Origin of the sequence: Oceanobacillus kimchii X50 (genome assembly GCF_000340475.1) — a bacterium.
GTDB classification, from domain to species: domain Bacteria; phylum Bacillota; class Bacilli; order Bacillales; family Amphibacillaceae; genus Oceanobacillus; species Oceanobacillus kimchii.
In genome coordinates this window covers 1,191,929-1,211,171 of sequence record NZ_CM001792.1, presented here as the reverse complement: position 1 = coordinate 1,211,171, position 19,243 = coordinate 1,191,929, and the positions used below count along the sequence as shown (strand labels likewise).

The window sequence follows — 19,243 nt, the reverse complement described above, 5'->3', positions numbered from 1 at the left end:
ACGACAATTTCAACTTCGTTAGGAACCATACTATGAATTTGTAACTTGTTCTTTAAGACTCTTTCGTAAAATTTTCCCTGTCGTATTTTTCGGAAGCTCATCAAGAAAATAAATCGATTGAGGAACTTTATATTTGGCTAAATGTTGTTTACTAAACTCAATTAAATCTATTTCTTTCACATCCGGATTATCAACAACAACATACGCAATAACTGCCTCACCTGTTTGAGGGTCTGGAACTCCAATGACAGCAACTTCCACAACAGAAGGATTAGAATAAAAGACTTCTTCTACTTCCCTAGGATAAACATTATAACCACCAACTAAAATCATATCTTTTTTACGATCAACAATATAAAAATATCCGTCTTCATCCATTCTTGCCATATCTCCTGTATAGAGCCAACCATCACGTATTGTTGCAGCTGTTTCGTCTACCATTTTATAATAACCTTTCATCACATTTGGCCCTTGAACTACTAATTCACCTACTTCACCTGGTGGTAATTCATTACCCGTTTCATCAACCACTTTATTTATAACATTTACAATATTTTGGCCGATTGAACCTGCTTTTCTCGGACGATCTAAAGGATTAAAACACGTTACAGGAGCAGCTTCAGATAACCCATAGCCTTCAGAAACCTTTACATTAAAAGCTTGCTCAAATGATTCTAGTAAAGATACCGGCATAGCTGCACCTCCAGAAATACATAAACGTAAAGAGGAAAAACTATCCACATTATCTTTTGCACTTTGTAGTAAATAATTATACATCGTTGGAACGCCTGCAAATACTGTTGCTTGATAGTCACTAGCTACACGGAATACTTCTGTTGGCGAGAACTGAGGTAAAATAATGATTGTCCCTCCATTTAACAGCGGTGCATTTAATGATACAGTCAAGCAAAAAACATGAAACATTGGCAAGGCAGCAATTACCCGGTCATCTTGACTAATATGTAAATAATTAGCGACATCTTGTGCGTTAGAGTATAGGTTTTTATGCGTAAGCATTGCCCCTTTTGGTTTTCCGGTTGTACCTGAGGTATACAAGATAACAGCTAAATCCTCTTCAACTAATTTTGGACCAGTGAAAGGCAATTGACCATTAGCAATTACTTCTTGAAAACGTAATATACTTGTTGGTAATTGTTCTTTTTTAATAGATCCTGGAACTTCTTTTCCACTTTCACAATTAACAATATATTCTAGAGTAGATAGATCATCAACAATTGGAATAAATTTATCCATAAGAATATCCATTGTAATAATTCCTTTTACATCACCATCTTTTAACATATAAGCCATTTCACTAGGTGTATATAAAGGATTCATTGGAATTACAGTTAATCCTAATCTCAATGCCCCATGCAATCCTATGACGTAATATGGACTATTCCCTAATACTAATGCGATATGATCGCCTTGTCTGAATCCTAATTTTTGGAGACCATCTGCAAACTTTTGAACCATGCCCTCTAACTCACCATAGGTTGTTTTCTTATCTGCAAAAATATATGCAGTTTTTGTTGGATTTTCCCTAGCAGTTAGTGCCAACTTATCTGTAATATTCAATCTTATCTCTCCTTCCTATTATGAATGAATATTCATTCATTTATGGGTAAAAAAATAGAATTACGCTATCGTAAGTTCTTTTTTTTCGGTTATTTTAGAATAATTATAAATTATATGAATTTAATTTTCAATAGAAAGCGCTAACATTTTAGTAAAAGTCGTTAATATATCTCTATGCAACTATTACAGCTCAAATTCTGTCACTAATTCATTTATATAATTTAATGTCTCTACTTGTTTCTCGTTATTTACATCCTCATATAACAACTGTTCTATAAACTCCCAAATATCTTCTAAATTTCGCTGACAACGGTAATATTTTATAGCATCTTCATTAATAACATATCTTCTGTGGGTCTTTTGATAAATACTTATGAATTTATCAAAATATGGCTTATCTATTAAAAACATGATATCAGCTTCTACTGGTGCTAACTTTAATCCTTCCCAATCAATTAATATGAGTCTATCTGTTTGCATTAAATTCCAATTGTGTATGTCAGTATGACAAAGGGAAAAATCTAGATTACTGGACTTTAATTGATTTGATAAATTTTTAATATCTCCTATACGATTAACTAATGTTTGTCTATACTTGGTAATAGGTTCTTTGATAATCTGTGGTATTTCTTCTATTTTTTTCTGTAAAATTATTTCAAAGTCATTTAAATATGGTAATTCAAAGTCCTCTACCATCAAGTTAGTTGAAAATGGAATTTGATGACTTCCATAAGAATGAAGTGTAGATATAATTTCAGCTAATTCTTTAATTTGCTTGTCAGACATGTTTTTATTTCCAACTGTATCTCCATCAATATATGTATAAAGTAAGTACACATTACTATCATCTTCACATTTATATTCCCCTTCAAACGTAGATATTGGTATAGGAGTTTTTCCTTTCAATTTTGTATGATTATCTAACCACACCAAAATTGAAGCATATTGATTAATGAAAGCAATAAGTTTTGAAGTTGAAGGTCTAGACTTGTCATACACTTTTAAAAAATAAACATTATTACCATCTGATATTTTGAAAGCTAATGCTGCCCATCCACCTTTTATAGCATCTATTTTTATTGGATTTATACCATAATGGAAATTTAAAATCTTATTAAACTTCATAGCTATTTCCTTCCTTAAACATAATTTATCTTTAATAAAGCGATACTTCATTCAATGAGCCTTTTGTCCTTTACCCTACGTATGTTATTCGTCAACCTATCCTCGGCTTAACCTCACAGCTTTGAAGTGCCGGATAAAAAAACCGAGTCATAACCTTGTATCAGTTATATAACTCGGATTTCTATTTTATTTATTAAAATTAACATACAGAAGTTGTCTTTATTAATAAAGCAGAGAAATAAATTCTTCTTTTGTAATCCTTCCTAGATAGTAAGACACATCAACATCATGTAGAGCTTCTTCAATCGCTTGTCGATTATGACGTATACCAATTAATTGATCTTCTAATTCATTGATTAAACCTATTCCAAAGAAGTCACCATATATCTTACAGTTTTCAATTATACCTTTTTTAACGTCTAAGCGAACATCAACAAGCCCACCTTGAAATTTTTGTGATTCTTGGTAATTAAACGAAGGAGATTTCCCATAGTTCCATTCCCATTTTTGATAACGGCTTTCTGATATTTCATGGATTTTCTCCCAGTCTTCATCTGTTAATACATATTGTGGTACATCGTTTACATCTTCTACGTCAAACACATGAGTTAAAATTAATTCTTTAAATTGCTCCATTGTTATTTTTTCATCGAGGAATTCTGCAATATTAGCTACACGACTACGAATGGATTTAATACCTTTTGATTCAATTTTAATTTTCTTCACCTTTAATGCTTTTGTTAATTCTTCTAGTTCAGAATCTAACATTAATGTTCCGTGACTAAACATACGCCCTCTTGTAGAGAACATCGCATTACCAGATATTTTACGTCCATCTGCTGCTAAATCATTTCTTCCTTGTAATTCCGCTGGCACACCAACTTTATTTAACGCATCTACAACAGGCTGGGTAAACTTCGCGAAGTTCTGAAAGCTATTGCCATCATCCTTTGTAATAAAACTAAAGTTAAGATTTTGTTCATCATGGTATACTGCTCCTCCACCTGATAAGCGGCGAACAACCTTTATACCTTTTTCATCTACATAATCCGTATTTATTTCTTCAATTGTATTCTGATTACGTCCAATAATAATGGACGGACTATTCACATAAAATAGAAGATATGTATCTTTTTCACCAAAGTTTTCTAAGATGTATTCTTCAATGGCTAAGTTAATTCGTGGATCAGTAATGCCTTTATTATCAATAAATTTCATTGTACATCCTCCCATAATTCACATATTTATTTATATGCTATCTTTTATTGTAAAACAATCTCTCCATGTAATCAAAAGAAATAGACCTTAATTCCCAGACCATGTCCAACCTTCTCTTGCAATTTCTATTGGTCCTTGATAAAAACTTTCTGCTTCCTTTTTTAATTGTTGTAAATCTCCAAACTGAGGTAAATGACTTAGAAGCAGTTTGTTTACATTAGCATCTCTTGCTATCATTCCAACTTGCTCGCTATTCATATGTCCAGGTTTGGAACCATCTTGTCCAGCATAGTAGTTACAATCTGTTATAAATAAGTCACATCTGTCCGCAAATTTCGTCCATTCTTTCATAAAACCACTATCGGCAGTATATACGATTGATTCTTTTCCATCTGTTATTTGCATACCATAACAAGGTACTGGATGATTTGTTTGAATAAATTCAATTTCAAAAGGACCAATTATCAACTTATTATCTGGATTGTATTCTATTCCTTTTGTATACGTATGAGTTAATTTTGCAAATCCTTCTTCATCTTCTGTATGACCATATATAGGTACAACATTTTCATTACCATTTACATAATAATTAATTAGTTTTGCATATTGGAAAACGCCAATATCAGCCACATGATCATGATGATAATGGGAGAGTACAATAGCATCAATCTGTTCTATATCAGTATAATTTTGTAGTTTTGATAAGGCACCACTACCTAAATCAATTAACATACGAAAATCTCCAGATTGAAGTAAATAAGACGAGGTCGATCCATTTTCAGCGGGATATCCACCCCAACATCCAATAACTGTTAATTTCATTCTGTTACATCCTTTCAAAAATTTTTATAATTTGTTGTAACACAGCATTGACTTTTGAATACTGTTATAATACAATGTTTTATAAGAAATGAACATTCAATTTAAGGAGGCTTCACTATGATTGGAATTGTCGAATTCTTTAGAAACCTACCGAAGAAAAAATGTGTTCAGTGTGGTCAGGATATGATCATTGAAAAAGCAGATTGTTACGGAAATATCTGTGATGAATGTGATCATCCTGCTCGGTAAATAGTATACCAAATGTTTTATTCGCAATGTAATTGGAATTCTTCCCGGCAACTATTATATTATAGTTGCCTTTTTTCTGTTTAAAATCTATTATTATTATTTTATTTATATTATAATTATTTTGAGTTACGAAATAATTTAATGGAAAGAGGGATACTCATGACAACAACCAGCACTTCGCGTTTATTACGTACAGAAGTACCTAAAGAAGAAACATGGAATTTAAGCGACTTATTCCCTACGTTTTCTGATTGGGAGAAAGAACTTCAATCTATTCAAGAAGATATTGATTTGGTTACTAATTTCAAAGGTAAATTAACAAAAGATGCCCAAACACTATTACAAGCAATTCATGAGCTCGAGGCCTACCAACAACGTGTCTTTCATGTCATTGTTTATACCTCGTTATTAACAAGTGCAGATGGAACTGATCCAGTTAATCAAAGTGCTTACTTGAAAGCATCTTCTGCATTAGCTAATATTGAATCAAAACTTGCTTTTATAGAGTCCGAAATACTTCATCTTACTAATAAAGACATTAACGACTATATCGCTGAACAACCAGAATTAGAAAATTACCGTAAATGGTTAAATGATATTTTAGAAGAAAAACCACATAAACTTTCTCCAGAAGTGGAGGAAGCACTAGCTGTATTTGGTGAATTATTCGAAGCACCTAGAAATATTTTTAGTATTAGTAAAGCATCAGATATGCAATTTGAATCAATTTTTAACAAAGATGGCGAAGAAATACCGATGTCAGAGGCATTATACGAAGAGAACTATGAATATAGTGAAGACACAGTCGCACGTAGAAATGCTTATGAATCATTTAAGAAAACTTTTCAGCAATATAAGAACACTTATGCGACTACCTATGCAACAGAAGTTACAAAACAAGTAAAAACTGCTAAGTTAAGAAATTATAACTCAGTTACAGATATGCTACTTTCCTCGCAGGATGTATCCGAAAAAATGTATGAAAATCAACTTAATGTGATTCAAAAAGGGTTAGCTCCACATATGCGGCGCTATGCGAAGTTATTGAAAGAAAAACTAGATGTTGATGAATTACGATATTGTGACTTAAAAGCACCGCTAGATCCGGACTTCAACCCTAAAACAACGTATAAAGAAGGAACAGATACGATTTTAGAAGCACTAGAAGTCATGGGGCCAGAGTACATTGAAATTATAAAACAAGGAATAAATAACCGATGGATTGATCGTTCAGAAAACGTAGGAAAAGCGAATGGCGCATTCTGTTCTAGTCCATATGGGGCTCATCCTTATATTATGGTGACTTGGTCCGATAATATGAGAAGTACATTTATTCTCGCGCATGAATTAGGTCATGCAGGACATTTCTATTTAGCAGGAAAACATCAGACATTGTTGAATACACGTCCTTCTACTTATTTTGTAGAAGCACCTTCAACATTAAATGAATTATTATTAGCAGAACATTTAATGAATCAACATCAGGATGATCCTCGTATGAAACGTTGGATTATTACGCAACTACTAGGAACTTATTATCATAACTTCATCACCCATTTATTAGAAGGGGAATTCCAACGAAGAGTTTATCAACTAGCAGAAGAAGGCGTACCATTAACTGCGGATAGGCTATGTAAAGAAAAACAAGAATCACTTGAAAATTTCTGGGGAGATACCGTAGTATTTGATGAAGGTGCTGGTCTTACCTGGATGCGTCAGCCTCATTACTATATGGGATTATATCCATATACGTATTCTGCGGGTCTGACGGTTTCTACAGCAGTTGCAAAACGGATTAAAGAAGATGGTCAGCCAGCTGTAGAAAGTTGGTTGAATGTATTAAAATCTGGTGGTACGAAAAAGCCTCTCGACTTAATTAAAGATGCTGGGATTGATATGTCAAAACCTGAAAATATTCAAATTGCAGTTGATTATGTTGGATCACTTATTGACCAACTTATTGACAGCTATGAATAAAAAAATAAATAATTAATCAAAATCGATCTATCATAACGTAAAAATATTTACGGAATGATAGATCGATTTTTTTGAAGTATACTTATTTTTGGTTTACCCACTCTGTTCGCAGTAACCCATGAACTATTCGATCATGATACCTGCCCTGTAAATATTCATAATCACGAATAATCCCTTCTTCTACAAAGCCTAATCGTTTTGGTATTTGTAAGCTTTTTAAATTCTTCTTAGCCACGTTAATTTCCACTTTATTTAACTTTAACGTTTTAAAAGCATAGTTTAACAATTGTTGTGTAGCAATTGTAATACAACCTTTGCCTTGAAATTCTTCCCCTAGCCAATAACCTATCTCTGTTTTTTTGGCTTTCCAATCAATATATAAATACCCAATCGCACCGACTAATTGTTGTTTATACCAAATTCCCGCCCAGAAACCATTATTGTCAATGTATCTTTTCTGTGACTTATCAATAAACGCTATCGTATCCTCAATCTTATTTGTGTACACAGGAAACGACAACCATTTACTTAAATGCTCTCGGTTTCTATCTATTAATAAGTATAAATCAGTTGCATGTTTTCTTTCAAAGATAGATAAACATATGTTTTTACTAATTTTTAAATAGAACAACTCATCCCCCCATTTACTACATCATAATACACTAGTTCTAACCTACCTTTACATATAAAAAGACACTGGTCAAAAACGATTTAATCAAAAAAGGGCATACTAACTAAAGTTAAAAATGTTAGTCGGATTAAACAGTTTTATTTTCCAGTGACTTCCAATTACTTGATTAGATTCGATGCTTGATGCGCACTATATTTTCCATGTTCAATACAATCTGGAATACCTGTTCCATCATAAGAACTTCCAGTTAAAATGAATCCAGGTAAATAATGATCTACATAGTGACGGACTTCATGAACTATTTCAAGATGCCCTACATGATATTGTGGGCGAGCATTTTTGAACCTTGTAACTTCATGAAACAAAGGTTCTCCCTTTATTTTCATAACTTTATTTAAATCTTTTAAAACAATGGCTGTAATCTCCTCATCCGTTAGATCTACAATGTTCTGATCGTCTGGCTTACCTACATAGCAACGTAATAGAGCTTTTCCGTCTGGTGTCGTATTCGCCCACTTCCGATGTGTCCATGTGCATGCGGTTATGCGATAATCACTATTCCTTGTTACTAAAAATCCCGTTCCATCTAAATCACGTTTAATTTGTTTTGCATCAAATGCTAATATAACATTAGCTGTTGATGTAGCAGGTATTTTGTTCAGCTGTTTCATTGGCTCGTGCTTACTTAACATCTCCGGAACATTTGTATGAGGGGCAGTCATAATAACCACATCAGCGAAAAGAACCTCTCCGTTGTTTAGTAATAAGTGATATCCATCTTCCTTTTTTTCAATATGATCTACAGCTCGATTACATTTAATAATATCATTTAAATGATTGCTTAATGCTTCCACAAGTGTTTGTAAACCATCCTCAAATGAGTAAAACATGCCAACAGATGGCTGTTTAGAAGTTTTTTTCTTTTTTGAAACTGGCATGGTTTGCTGCAAGCCTCTCATAACACTACCATACTCTTGTTCCATCTCTTCAAAAATTGGATAAATTGCTTTTAAACTCATTTGATCAATATCACCGGAATGAATTCCTGATAATAACGGATCGATTTGGTTGTCAACTAGCTCATCTCCAAATCTACGTCGCATAAAACTACCTAAAGACTGATCTTCAGTGTCTTTTGATTTCGGCATCACCAAATCCATTAATGCTCGTAACTTTCCACGCGTCGTTATCACTTTTGAATTTAGTAAAGGTTTTATTTCTTTTGGAACCCCCATGTAAGCTCCTTTTGGCATTTTATGTAATTTATTTTTTACTAATATATACGACTGTCCGGTAGAATTTCTTACAACTTTACCTTTAATGTTCAATGACTCTACCAATTCCATTGCGGCAGGCTTTCGAGATAATAATGAATCTGGTCCCTTTTCAATCGTAAATCCATCACGTTTTACTGTATGAATTCTGCCACCAACTCGGTCTGATGCTTCTACTAAAGTGATATCGATTGGTATTTCTTGCTCTTGTTTTTCTTTGTGAAGATAGTAGGCAGCGGATAATCCTGTAATCCCGCCGCCAACAATGACAACCTTCTTGTTAGGGGTCATTTCACTTCCCTCTTTGCTTTTTTCATTACAACATTTGTTAATGTCTCAATGAACTCAGGATGAACATTTGGCATTTCTGGGCGATAATAGTTTGCACCAATTTCATCACATACGACTTTACACTCATAATCATTATCATAAAGAACTTCTAAATGATCCGCTACGAATCCTACTGGAGTATAAATAAATGCTTTATATCCTTCGCTTTCATACAATTCTCTTGTTAAATCTTGCACATCTGGACCTAGCCAAGGATCTGGTGTGTTACCTTCACTTTGCCACCCTACTGCATAATTTTTTACATCCGCTTCTTCAGCGATCAATTTTGCAGTTTCTTCTAATTGATCCTTATATGGATCACCATCTTTAAGAATTTTTTCAGGAAGACTATGCGCAGATACAATTAATACAGAATTATTTCGCTCATCATCTGTCATTTCTGCATAACTTGCTTTAATTCCATCTGCCCAGAATTTAATAAATCCAGGCTCCGTATACCAATCTTCTACAGAGTCTAACTGAATACCATACTTTTCAGCCGTTTCATTTGCACGCTTATTATATGATTTCACACTAAACGTAGAATAATGTGGAGCTAATACAAGTGAAATGGCTTCTTTTATTCCATCCTTTGCCATTTCTTCAACAGTATCCTCGATAAATGGATGGATATGTTTTAATCCAATGTATGCTTTAAATTCATACTCACCCTGATTCTCATTTAGTTTCTTCTCCAATGCTTTCGTTTGTTCTTCTGTAATTTTTGCTAATGGTGAAATGCCACCAATTGCTTCATAGCGTTCTTTTAAATCTTGTAAGGCTTCTGGATCTGGTTTTCGACCATGACGGATATGTGTATAGTACGGTTCAATATCCTCCTCTTTGTATGGAGTTCCATATGCCATTACTAATAATCCAACTTTTTTCTTTTCCATCTTACATACACCTCTTTAATAATTTACTTCTCTTTACTATAGTTATGAACCAACTCAGTTAATTTTTTTAGTGTAGCTGGTTCAATATCTGGAGTGACTCCGTGACCAAGATTGAACACATATTTACCTGAATCCATACCTTGATCTAAAATTTGCTTCGTACGCTGCTCAATTGTTTGCCAATCTGCTAATAAAATAGCTGGATCCAAATTCCCTTGAACAACTTTGGTTATTCCCATCTCACGTGCCTCAGTAATAGAGGTTCTCCAATCTAAGCCAATTACATCCACAGGCAAATCATTCCATTCCATAAGCAAATGCCTTGCACCTACTCCAAATGTAATTAGTGGTACTTCATGTCGTCTTAACTCAGAAAAAATCCTCGTCATTACTGGTTTAATAAATAAACGATAATCCTCTGCATTTAACGATCCAACCCAAGAATCAAATATTTGTATCGCTTTAGCTCCTGCCTCTACTTGAGCATCTACATAACTAATAATCATGTCACTTAACTTATCCATTAATGCAAACCAAGTTTCTGGCTCACGATACATCAATGCTTTTGTCCTAGAATAGTTTTTTGATGGACCACCTTCTATCATATAGCTCGCTAATGTAAAAGGTGCACCACTAAAACCAATCAAAGGAACTTCCAACTGCTCTTCTGTCAATAACCGAATCGTATCTAGTACGTAAGAGACATCCGAGACTGGATTAATTTCTCCGAGTTTTTCTACGTCTTGTAGATTTCGTATTGGATTATGAATTACAGGACCAATTCCACTTTTAATTTCTACATCCACACCTATATAAGGTAATGGGGACATAATGTCTTTATATAGAATAGCAGCATCCGTTCCATAATTTTCTACTGGTAAGCGAGTAACATAAGCACATAATTCTGGTTGATGTGTAATTTCAAAAAGCGAATATTTTTCTTTCAAAGCACGATATTCTGGTTGGGACCTTCCAGCTTGTCGCATAAACCAAGCAGGAGTATAGTCTGTTTCTTCCCCTTGATAAGCTTTAATAATTGTATCGTTTTTAATTATAGACATTTCATTCATCCTTTTATATTCATATATCTCCATAGTCTACTATAGCTATTTAATACTTGAGTGTATAGGGAAGGAAGTTGTTTGTCATCAATTTGCCTCATTTTTACCAACTAAATGTCACAGAATCAGACTTCATTCCTTCCATTCTTGTGTTCGGATCATAAGGAACAACATAATATTTATTGTTTTCGAACCAAACATTATCAATTGTATATTGTGTTACTCCTTTAACTTCATCGATAAGTTTATCTTCACCGTCTGTTTCTTGATAAATACGATAAACAACCCGCTCATCAGTTGAACCATTCCAGTTAAGATTCCCTCTAATTATCGAGAATCCTCCAAATTCATAGTTTGCGGAAATATCGGATATTGTCGGTAATTCAATTGGTTCTGGAAGTGGTTCAACATTCTCTGGTATTTCAAAATCACTCGACATTTCTCGTTCTGTCTGCCTATCAATTTCCGTCAAAATCTTCTTTGTTAATGATGTAGGATAGGAACTGCCACCAGTTAAATAATGATCTTTATCTGTGGTATCATAGCCCATCCACATAGCAGTTACGTATTCTGGAGTATAACCAACAAACCAAGCATCTTTCGTGGCACCATCCACTGTTGTATGCTGTGTAGAACCTGTCTTTCCTGCGAGTGCTTTATTGAAATCACCGGATGAAGCCGTCCCAGATTGTACCGTTCCAGATAACATCTCAGTCATATTCCAAGCCACTTGACTTGTAAATACATTCTCAGTTTCTATCTTTGATTCATATATCACTTCTTCGTTTCGATTTTCAATACTAGAAATCGACGTTGCAGAAGTTATATCACCACCGGAGGCAAAAGCCTGATAACTCTGTGCCATTTTTAAAGGAGTGACTCCATAGGTAAGTCCACCTAATGCAATAGATAAACCATCGTCTTCGAACGTAATTCCTAGTTTTTCCAAATATCCTTTTGAATAGTCAATCCCAATTTCATCCAATAACCAAACAGCAGAAGTATTGGTCGACTCCATAATGGCTTGGTAAATTGTAATTTCATCTTTATACTCACCATTTGCATTGACAACATTATATTCTTCTGATTTTTTATCTGGAATCAATGTGAAAGGAGTATATACATCTTCCTGCATTAATGCAGGTCCATATACAGCTATAGGCTTAAAAGTGGAACCAGGTTGACGATCAACTACTGTTCGATTTAAATCTCCAATTTGATAATCTCTTCCACCAATTACAGAAACTATACGAGCGTTATTAGCATCTAACATTACAAACGCTCCTTCAACCCCTTCCGTATTTCCAGGGAAATATGCATCGTTTCGCATTTCCGAATATGCAATCTGCTGAATTTCAGGATCCATATAAACGGTAATATCATACCCACCCGTTTGTAGTGCCTCTACAGAAAGTTGATGTTTTTCTGAAGCCTCTTTCATTACAAGATCAATATAACTGTCCACCCATGGATTGGAAGCTTTCGGTTCTTCCACATCAAGTCCTAATGTTTTTTCTTCTTCCGTGACTCGTTGTTCAGTACTAATAAATCCTGCATCTTCCATCGATCGCAAAACAACATTCCTACGTTCTAGAGCACGATCTGGATGATTAATAGGAGAATATCCATTTGGACCTTTCATTAATCCAGCAAGCATTGCTCCTTCAGCTACTGTTAATTCATCAGCTGGTTTGGAAAAGAAATACTTTGAGGCGGTTTGAATACCATAAATACCTTGACCGAAGTAAACTTCATTCACATATAGTTCGAGAATTTCATCCTTCGATAATTCCCTTTCCAAGTATAAGGCAGCCATCGTCTCTTTTATTTTCCTCGACCATGTTTTGTCATTACTCAAAAATAAGTTTTTAGCAAGTTGTTGTGTAATAGTACTTCCACCTTCAACTTTGCTCATCGCAATAATATCCCGATAAACTGCTCTAGTAATTGATTTAAGATCAATCCCTTGATGTTCATAAAAACGCCTATCTTCAATTGCTATAAAGGCTTCTTTTACATGTTCGGGTAGACTGTCTACATCTATAAATTCCCTATTTTCTTTATATAGCGTTCCGATTACATCTCCTTCTTCGGTTCGTATTGTCGTTTTCAAGTCGAGAATCAAGTCTTCATCATTTGCTATAATTTTTCCACCTAATAAAACGACACCATACCCAAGAAGTAGTAATATAAAAAGAGAGGCAATTGCAATGAAAAACCATTGAGTTCTCTTCTTGTAAGCTAACTTATTTTGCTTACGTTTTTCCATTCTCATAACTTCACCTCTAGCTGTGTACATTTACATTATACGTCATCATTCGTCAATATTAAAGAATATAGTCTCTATTAATTAATAATCATTTTAATTAATATGTGTAAAATTGAATTTTACAGGGTAATATGTAATATACTACGAATAAGGGGGAATTTCATATGAAAGCCTATATGACTAGCGGAACAATAGATTACTTACTTAAGATGGAGGAGAAGTATAAAGCAATTGATTTCTTTTTTATTATTAGTAGTGAAGGTGCAATCGCATTTTATGAAGGTACTAGTGAGAAAGTATTTGCTTCTGGAAGAGAATTCGATGTTTTAAAATCAGTAGGTAATATACAAGAGCATGGTTATGTCATTATGAACCATATCCCTGTATCAGAAGATAGCCATGCAACGTTTGAATATCGTATGAAACATAGTAGCAGTGGAATCGAAACTATGTCTGGATTCCAAGCAATGCGACTATTGAAACAAACGGATAGTAATATGTTTGTTGTTTTTACCCAATGGGCATCAAAGGATGACTTTAATAATTGGACACAATCCGATCATTTTAAACAAGCACATAAAGAGCAACAAGCTAAAAAACCCGGATATATTATGGAACGACCATTTATTATCACAGGCACAATGTATGAAGAAGATAATTAAATCAATAACAAAGGGCGCAATCTACGTTAATCAACGTAGCGCGTGCGTCAGTACACAAGATTTATAATTTCTTATATATGAATCAATATATTTGGTATAAAATCCGAATGTTGTGTTGTTTGATTTCCATTGCAGACGACGCTTTCCGCAGGCACGGCTTCAACTAACTAGGAAAAAAAGACCACTTTTCCTAGTGGATTTTCAGCTCGTGCTCTTCCTGTAGGAGTCGCCGTCTTCCATTACAATCAAAGCCGAGAAAATCCTGTAATTCGAACATTAATAACTATATTATTACTAATCGTTCCTTTTTAATAAAACTTAGCAATTATGAGATTGTCTCACATTAAAAAACATACTACGATTTAGCGGGAAAGATCATTTAGCACTGGACTTTCCCGCTTGTCACTTAGTATGTTTTTAATTTACATATTCTTCGAAAAATGCTCTATATTCTTCTTCTGGTTTTTGTCCGATAAGCCTTGCAACTTCTTCCCCATCCTCATAATGTACTAATGTTGGAGTGGAATCTACAGAAAAAGTTCCCCAAGCTGCTTCAAATTCATACAAGTTTAATTTCTTCATATCCACATTCATATCTTCTGCTAATGGCACTAAGTACGGAGTTGTATTTTGACAATAAACACAAACTGGACTGTAGAAATAAACTGTTACTGATTCACCGTCCTCTATTTGTTGACTTAGATTATCCGGCATTATTTGATTTTGATAAAGTGGATTATCTAATTGATCAATAGTTTCTTGTTCTAAATCTTTATCACCATAAGGGCTATCTTGTGTAGCTTGATCATTTTTATAATTCACTACGAATATTAGTGCAACAAATAATAACACTATGACACTAATGATAATAATCATCTTTTTACCCATTTACGCTTTCCTCCCTTGTTCTCTTAAGATTAAAAGATGTAATACAAATATGATTAGAAATGCGATTCCTGCCATAAAAGGAATACTAATAAAACCAAAGTAATTCACATAAATTACGTTACACGGTACACTCCCACTACATGCTCCTCCAACTTCTTGAAAGATGGAGACATGCTGGACTAAATAATGATATGTAGATACAAGAATTCCGATTCCGCTCATGAATAAGCCCGGTAAAGCAATTGATATATCTTTTTTAATCGCTGCTACCCCATAAATCAATACCAGTGGATACATTAAGATCCGTTGATACCAACATAATTCACATGGGACATAGTTCATTACTTCAGAATAAAATAAACTCCCAGCCAACGCTAAAAAGGCTTGTACCCATATAAGCAGTAATAAATTCTCTGCTTTTTTTGTTAGTTTCTTCATAAATGCCTGTCCTCTCTTTTGAAGTACAGTTGTATTATACAGAAAGCGAACACATAAATACAATTAGTTAGACTTATTTGACAAAAAGTCGAAACAAATTACTGTAGTAATTTGTTTCGGTGAACATAGACAGCTGCCTGTGTTCTATCATGTACATCTAATTTCGAAAGGATATTGCTAACGTGGGTTTTTACTGTTTTCACACCAATATACAATTTTTCACTTATTTCTTGATTCGTTAGTCCTTCTCCAATACATAGAAGCACTTCTCTTTCCCTTTCTGTTAAATCATCATGTAATTTTCTCTTCTTTGATTGGAAATTTGCCATCATTTTACTCGCCACTTTTTGTTCAATTACATTCTCTCCTATTGTAGCCTTTTTGATAGCGGACGCGATTTCTGTTGCTGTTGAAGTCTTTAAAATATAACTGAACGCCCCTGCTTCAATAGCTGGAAAGACCTTCTCGTCATCATAAAAACTTGTTAAGATGATTACTTTACAATCTGGATAGTCTTTAATTATCTTTTCTGTTGCTTCAATACCAGTTCCATTTTCCATAATTAAATCCATTAATACCACATCTGGTTTTTCTTTTAGAACAATTTCAACTCCTTCAAAACCACTTGATGCCTGCCCAACAATTTCTATATCTTCTTCTGTCTGTAAATAAGCAACAATTCCTTTTCGAACAACATCATGGTCATCAATAACTACGACACGAATCACATTCTTCTCCTCCGTTCCTCTTCATATGGTATTCTAATTTGTATATAAGTACCTTCATCTATATTAGATCGGACAGTAAATGTACCGCCAATTTCTTCACTACGCTCTTTCATTGTTTTTAATCCATAAGAAGTCTTTTTCCCATCAGTCTCTGCCATATCAAATCCTTCACCGTTATCTTCGATTAAAATAAAGATTTCTTCTGATTTTTTCGAAATCTCTACATACACCTCGGTTGCGTTTGCATGCCTTAATATATTAGATAAAGATTCTTGTACAATTCGAAAAATATGTTCTTCAATCGTTTCTTTCATTTCAAGTTGATCATCTAATTTGAGCTTAAACTGTAAGTTACTTTTTTGTTTTAATTCATTAATTAATTTATGTAAACCTTCAACCAAAGATTCACCACTTAAATATACTGGCCGTAAATGAAGTAATAACGCTCTCATTTCTGTTTGTGCTTGATGAGCAGATTGAGAGACTTCAAGCATTTGCGTTTTTGCCAATTCGGGTTTTAAATCTAATTGTTTTATAGCCGCTTCAGATAACATTGCGAGTGCAAATAATTCTTGACTCACTGCATCATGTAAATCTCTTGCGATTCGCTGCCTTTCTTCAATCACTGCTGTTTTATGTGCTGATTTCGCTAATTCTGATTTTTCATCCGCCATTTTTTGCAGTGATTTCACTTGATTTTGTAATTTCTTTCCTAATTCATTTAAAGAATTAGCCGCCCTGTGAATTTCATCATCTCCATTATCTAATAGTTGAATAGATGACTGATAATTTCCGTTTGCATATTGCTTGATTAATAATGTAATAGCATCAAAACTAGTCTTTAAATAATTGCCATTACCGTTAAACCCAGCGTAAAAAGCTAATGGGAAACCGATAAGTAGATGTGAAATAATGAAAAGAAAGACACTCTTTGTTGTTAACCATTCCGGTTCAAATAAAACATAAACCGACAATAATATGGAAAGTAAAATAAATGAAGAGAGGAATAGAACAAATATATGAGAACGAATGAATATAAATCGAATTCCTTTTAAACGTTGATGCATTCTAATCCCCCCTTAAATTCTTTCCACTCGAATGGAACCTGCTTTTAGGCGTATAAACAAATCAACTTTCTTACTCGCGTTTGGATAATTTTCTGATTCATAATTTATATTTCGATTAATTCCATCAGCTATATCATTCAACACGATAATTTCTCCAGCATTTATAGCCGCATCTATTCGAAAATCGATATGCTCTGGTAGCAATACGGTTACATCTCCTGCTAAAGAACGAATAGAGATTGGTGTTGTTTTATCAGGAATATATGCTTTCGTCAGGTCCAAATAAAAATCGCCAGCTAAATTTCTTAGGTTTAAAGGTTCCAAATTCCACTCCTGTTTTTGCTGATAATCTCCTATGGAAAAGTGAGAATTACCTTTAGAATACGTTGCACCCTTTGAATACTGTCTCCATCCTTCTTGTTTCGAATTTATAATGGATACTCCGATATAGACGATGAACAATGGCCATAATTGGAAAACATCCCAAAAACCAAACGAAATATATTGAAATCTATCAAGTAAAAGCAATGTTCCGAAAATAATCAGGAAAGATGAAAACATCCAGCCTCCACCTTTTTTTCTTAAGTAATTCCATAAACTAAATAGACCGTAGACAATAAAGAAACTAGGATAAATATATCCCCAAGAACTACCAAGTTGAAAATCATATACTCCTATATTGTTCAATACAAGCAACATTCCAAACGCGATTAGAATCATTGCAAATAGATATTTTAAAAATCGCATCCCTTGTTCCCCTTTCCTAATAGAAAACTACGTTTGATTGATTCTAAGTATAATTTGTATCGCATATTACATGAACCATCTAAGGATTGCTTTTTTCTACGTCTCTAGTAGGAGAATGTTCAAATTTCTTATGGATATAAACACTTCCCATTAATAATATGAAGCCTAACGTAAACCCAGCTATAACATCGGTTAGGTAATGAACATTAATTACATATCGACTTATACCTATGAGTAATACAAGTAATCCACAAGCACTTTGAAAGGCAATTTTCGCAGTACTTGATGGTAATTTTTTTCCAATAAAGTAAGCGACTAACCCATAGCAAACCATTGGAATCATCGAATGACCAGACGGAAAGCTATACCCTTCCGCATGTGCTTCCACCGAGATGCTTGGTCTTTCTCTTGTCGTAGCCATTTTAATCGCAACATTTAAAACATGTGTTAATACTATGCTACTTACGAAGAGTAGTGCTGGAAACCAATGTTTATATAGAAGTAATAAAACGATTGCGATGACAATCACAAATGGAATTAGAAAAGTACTAGAACCTAATTCGGTAATATTTCTAAACAAATCAGAAATAGTAGTATTACTTAACTTATCTACAAATTCTCTTGTTGGACGATCTGTTAAAGGAACAATACCTATTGTTACTTGTATCGACCAAATACCAATAATCACAAGTAATATAGTTAAAAAAATAATCCCTATCTTTTTGTTTCCCATTCTTTCACTCCTTCTATTTATATCATACCTTAATAAAGGGTTTTAAAAAAATATAATAGGGAATTTTATTTATACATAATCATACTTTTAAATAGATAGGAGACTTGATAATGGATAAAGAAGTTCAAGAACTTATTGATGGTTTAAATGAAGATTTAGCAAATGAATACGCTGCAGCAATTCAGTATACGTACAGTGCTTCAGTAGTTACAGGTTTATATCGATCAGCCTTAAAGCCTTTTTTTGAATCAGAAATTAACGATGAACTCGGTCATGCTCTATATCTCTCTGAAAAAATAAAAACTTTAGGTGGGACACCAACCACAACCGCTGCATCCATACCACAACCCACTGAAGTAGCAGATTTATTAAAAGCAGCTCTTCAATCAGAATCAGATACCATTAAACGTTACGAAAAACGTAAGCTACAAGCAGAGAAATTAAAATTTACTGAGCTTGTGGTTAAATTAGATGACCTTATTTCTGATGAAACACATCATAAGGAAGAAATTGAACGACTTTTAGAAGACCCTAGAATTTCCTAAATGTT

Annotated in this window: 19 protein-coding genes; 4 read left to right on the top strand and 15 right to left on the bottom strand. The window is 33.8% G+C overall.

Annotation, left to right across the window (positions count from 1 at the left end):
- Positions 1-30: 30 nt before the first annotated feature.
- The 4 genes from C794_RS06435 to C794_RS06420 form a co-directional block, all read right to left on the bottom strand.
- Positions 31-1,578 carry a fatty acid--CoA ligase family protein gene (locus C794_RS06435; protein WP_017796308.1) on the bottom strand — a complete coding sequence of 516 codons (1,548 nt, stop codon included), beginning with the start codon at positions 1,576-1,578 and terminating at the stop codon, positions 31-33.
- A 183-nt stretch (positions 1,579-1,761) separates the two neighbouring features.
- Positions 1,762-2,703, bottom strand: coding sequence for an aminoglycoside phosphotransferase family protein (locus C794_RS06430; RefSeq protein WP_017796307.1), 942 nt, complete (start codon positions 2,701-2,703; stop codon positions 1,762-1,764).
- A gap of 222 nt (positions 2,704-2,925) precedes the next feature.
- A complete protein-coding gene (locus tag C794_RS06425) occupies positions 2,926-3,921 on the bottom strand; it encodes a lipoate--protein ligase (protein ID WP_017796306.1) in 996 nt (331 codons plus the stop codon).
- An 87-nt stretch (positions 3,922-4,008) separates the two neighbouring features.
- Entirely contained in the window at positions 4,009-4,743 is a 735-nt protein-coding gene (locus C794_RS06420; RefSeq protein WP_017796305.1) for an MBL fold metallo-hydrolase, read from the bottom strand.
- 117 nt (positions 4,744-4,860) lie between these two features.
- Between C794_RS06420 and yhfH the strand changes: the two genes are divergently transcribed.
- Both yhfH and pepF read left to right on the top strand, forming a co-directional pair.
- Positions 4,861-4,992: a protein YhfH gene (yhfH, locus tag C794_RS20350; protein ID WP_017796304.1), complete on the top strand. Its 132-nt coding sequence runs from the start codon at positions 4,861-4,863 to the stop codon at positions 4,990-4,992.
- 159 nt (positions 4,993-5,151) lie between these two features.
- Positions 5,152-6,969: an oligoendopeptidase F gene (pepF, locus tag C794_RS06410; RefSeq protein WP_017796303.1), complete on the top strand. Its 1,818-nt coding sequence runs from the start codon at positions 5,152-5,154 to the stop codon at positions 6,967-6,969.
- 82 nt (positions 6,970-7,051) lie between these two features.
- Here the strand turns inward: pepF and C794_RS06405 are convergent, their stop codons facing one another.
- From C794_RS06405 to C794_RS06385, 5 genes are all read right to left on the bottom strand, one after another.
- Positions 7,052-7,600 carry a GNAT family N-acetyltransferase gene (locus tag C794_RS06405; RefSeq protein ID WP_017796302.1) on the bottom strand — a complete coding sequence of 183 codons (549 nt, stop codon included), beginning with the start codon at positions 7,598-7,600 and terminating at the stop codon, positions 7,052-7,054.
- A gap of 158 nt (positions 7,601-7,758) precedes the next feature.
- Positions 7,759-9,165, bottom strand: coding sequence for a protoporphyrinogen oxidase (gene hemY, locus C794_RS06400; RefSeq protein WP_017796301.1), 1,407 nt, complete (start codon positions 9,163-9,165; stop codon positions 7,759-7,761).
- Positions 9,162-10,100 carry a ferrochelatase gene (hemH, locus tag C794_RS06395; protein WP_017796300.1) on the bottom strand — a complete coding sequence of 313 codons (939 nt, stop codon included), beginning with the start codon at positions 10,098-10,100 and terminating at the stop codon, positions 9,162-9,164. Before hemH ends, hemY begins: the two co-directional genes overlap by 4 nt.
- Positions 10,101-10,123: 23 nt before the next feature.
- On the bottom strand, positions 10,124-11,161 hold the full coding sequence (gene hemE, locus C794_RS06390; protein ID WP_017796299.1) for a uroporphyrinogen decarboxylase: 1,038 nt from the start codon (positions 11,159-11,161) through the stop codon (positions 10,124-10,126).
- 103 nt (positions 11,162-11,264) lie between these two features.
- Positions 11,265-13,430 carry a transglycosylase domain-containing protein gene (locus tag C794_RS06385; RefSeq protein ID WP_017796298.1) on the bottom strand — a complete coding sequence of 722 codons (2,166 nt, stop codon included), beginning with the start codon at positions 13,428-13,430 and terminating at the stop codon, positions 11,265-11,267.
- 164 nt (positions 13,431-13,594) lie between these two features.
- Here C794_RS06385 and C794_RS06380 point away from each other — a divergent pair, with 164 nt between their 5' ends.
- Positions 13,595-14,092 carry an antibiotic biosynthesis monooxygenase family protein gene (locus C794_RS06380; RefSeq protein ID WP_017796297.1) on the top strand — a complete coding sequence of 166 codons (498 nt, stop codon included), beginning with the start codon at positions 13,595-13,597 and terminating at the stop codon, positions 14,090-14,092.
- Positions 14,093-14,509: 417 nt separating this feature from the next.
- Here C794_RS06380 and C794_RS06375 read toward each other — a convergent pair whose 3' ends face one another.
- From C794_RS06375 to C794_RS06350, 6 genes are all read right to left on the bottom strand, one after another.
- On the bottom strand, positions 14,510-14,980 hold the full coding sequence (locus tag C794_RS06375; RefSeq protein WP_017796296.1) for a thioredoxin family protein: 471 nt from the start codon (positions 14,978-14,980) through the stop codon (positions 14,510-14,512).
- A complete protein-coding gene (locus C794_RS06370; RefSeq protein ID WP_017796295.1) occupies positions 14,981-15,418 on the bottom strand; it encodes a disulfide oxidoreductase in 438 nt (145 codons plus the stop codon).
- A gap of 98 nt (positions 15,419-15,516) precedes the next feature.
- Positions 15,517-16,146, bottom strand: coding sequence for a response regulator (locus C794_RS06365; protein WP_017796294.1), 630 nt, complete (start codon positions 16,144-16,146; stop codon positions 15,517-15,519).
- Positions 16,143-17,213, bottom strand: coding sequence for a sensor histidine kinase (locus C794_RS06360; protein ID WP_017796293.1), 1,071 nt, complete (start codon positions 17,211-17,213; stop codon positions 16,143-16,145). Before C794_RS06360 ends, C794_RS06365 begins: the two co-directional genes overlap by 4 nt.
- A gap of 12 nt (positions 17,214-17,225) precedes the next feature.
- Positions 17,226-17,960, bottom strand: coding sequence for a cell wall-active antibiotics response protein LiaF (gene liaF, locus C794_RS06355; protein ID WP_017796292.1), 735 nt, complete (start codon positions 17,958-17,960; stop codon positions 17,226-17,228).
- 79 nt (positions 17,961-18,039) lie between these two features.
- A complete protein-coding gene (locus tag C794_RS06350) occupies positions 18,040-18,693 on the bottom strand; it encodes a phosphatase PAP2 family protein (protein WP_017796291.1) in 654 nt (217 codons plus the stop codon).
- Between the two features lie 110 nt (positions 18,694-18,803).
- Here C794_RS06350 and C794_RS06345 point away from each other — a divergent pair, with 110 nt between their 5' ends.
- The gene (locus tag C794_RS06345) at positions 18,804-19,238 is read left to right on the top strand and encodes a ferritin-like domain-containing protein (RefSeq protein WP_017796290.1); all 435 of its coding nucleotides are present in this window, start codon (positions 18,804-18,806) and stop codon (positions 19,236-19,238) included.
- Positions 19,239-19,243: the final 5 nt, after the last annotated feature.

Bases quoted from the DNA above. Each gene is read 5' to 3' on its own strand.
- hemH (WP_017796300.1), bottom strand. From the start codon at position 10,100: ATGGAAAAGAAAAAAGTTGGATTATTAGTAATGGCATATGGAACTCCA.
- C794_RS06350 (WP_017796291.1), bottom strand. From the start codon at position 18,693: ATGGGAAACAAAAAGATAGGGATTATTTTTTTAACTATATTACTTGTG.
- liaF (WP_017796292.1), bottom strand. From the start codon at position 17,960: ATGCGATTTTTAAAATATCTATTTGCAATGATTCTAATCGCGTTTGGA.
- hemE (WP_017796299.1), bottom strand. From the start codon at position 11,161: ATGTCTATAATTAAAAACGATACAATTATTAAAGCTTATCAAGGGGAA.
- C794_RS06375 (WP_017796296.1), bottom strand. From the start codon at position 14,980: ATGGGTAAAAAGATGATTATTATCATTAGTGTCATAGTGTTATTATTT.
- C794_RS06430 (WP_017796307.1), bottom strand. From the start codon at position 2,703: ATGAAGTTTAATAAGATTTTAAATTTCCATTATGGTATAAATCCAATA.
- C794_RS06370 (WP_017796295.1), bottom strand. From the start codon at position 15,418: ATGAAGAAACTAACAAAAAAAGCAGAGAATTTATTACTGCTTATATGG.
- C794_RS06385 (WP_017796298.1), bottom strand. From the start codon at position 13,430: ATGGAAAAACGTAAGCAAAATAAGTTAGCTTACAAGAAGAGAACTCAA.
- C794_RS06420 (WP_017796305.1), bottom strand. From the start codon at position 4,743: ATGAAATTAACAGTTATTGGATGTTGGGGTGGATATCCCGCTGAAAAT.
- yhfH (WP_017796304.1), top strand. From the start codon at position 4,861: ATGATTGGAATTGTCGAATTCTTTAGAAACCTACCGAAGAAAAAATGT.
- hemY (WP_017796301.1), bottom strand. From the start codon at position 9,165: ATGACCCCTAACAAGAAGGTTGTCATTGTTGGCGGCGGGATTACAGGA.
- pepF (WP_017796303.1), top strand. From the start codon at position 5,152: ATGACAACAACCAGCACTTCGCGTTTATTACGTACAGAAGTACCTAAA.
- C794_RS06345 (WP_017796290.1), top strand. From the start codon at position 18,804: ATGGATAAAGAAGTTCAAGAACTTATTGATGGTTTAAATGAAGATTTA.
- C794_RS06425 (WP_017796306.1), bottom strand. From the start codon at position 3,921: ATGAAATTTATTGATAATAAAGGCATTACTGATCCACGAATTAACTTA.
- C794_RS06360 (WP_017796293.1), bottom strand. From the start codon at position 17,213: ATGCATCAACGTTTAAAAGGAATTCGATTTATATTCATTCGTTCTCAT.
- C794_RS06380 (WP_017796297.1), top strand. From the start codon at position 13,595: ATGAAAGCCTATATGACTAGCGGAACAATAGATTACTTACTTAAGATG.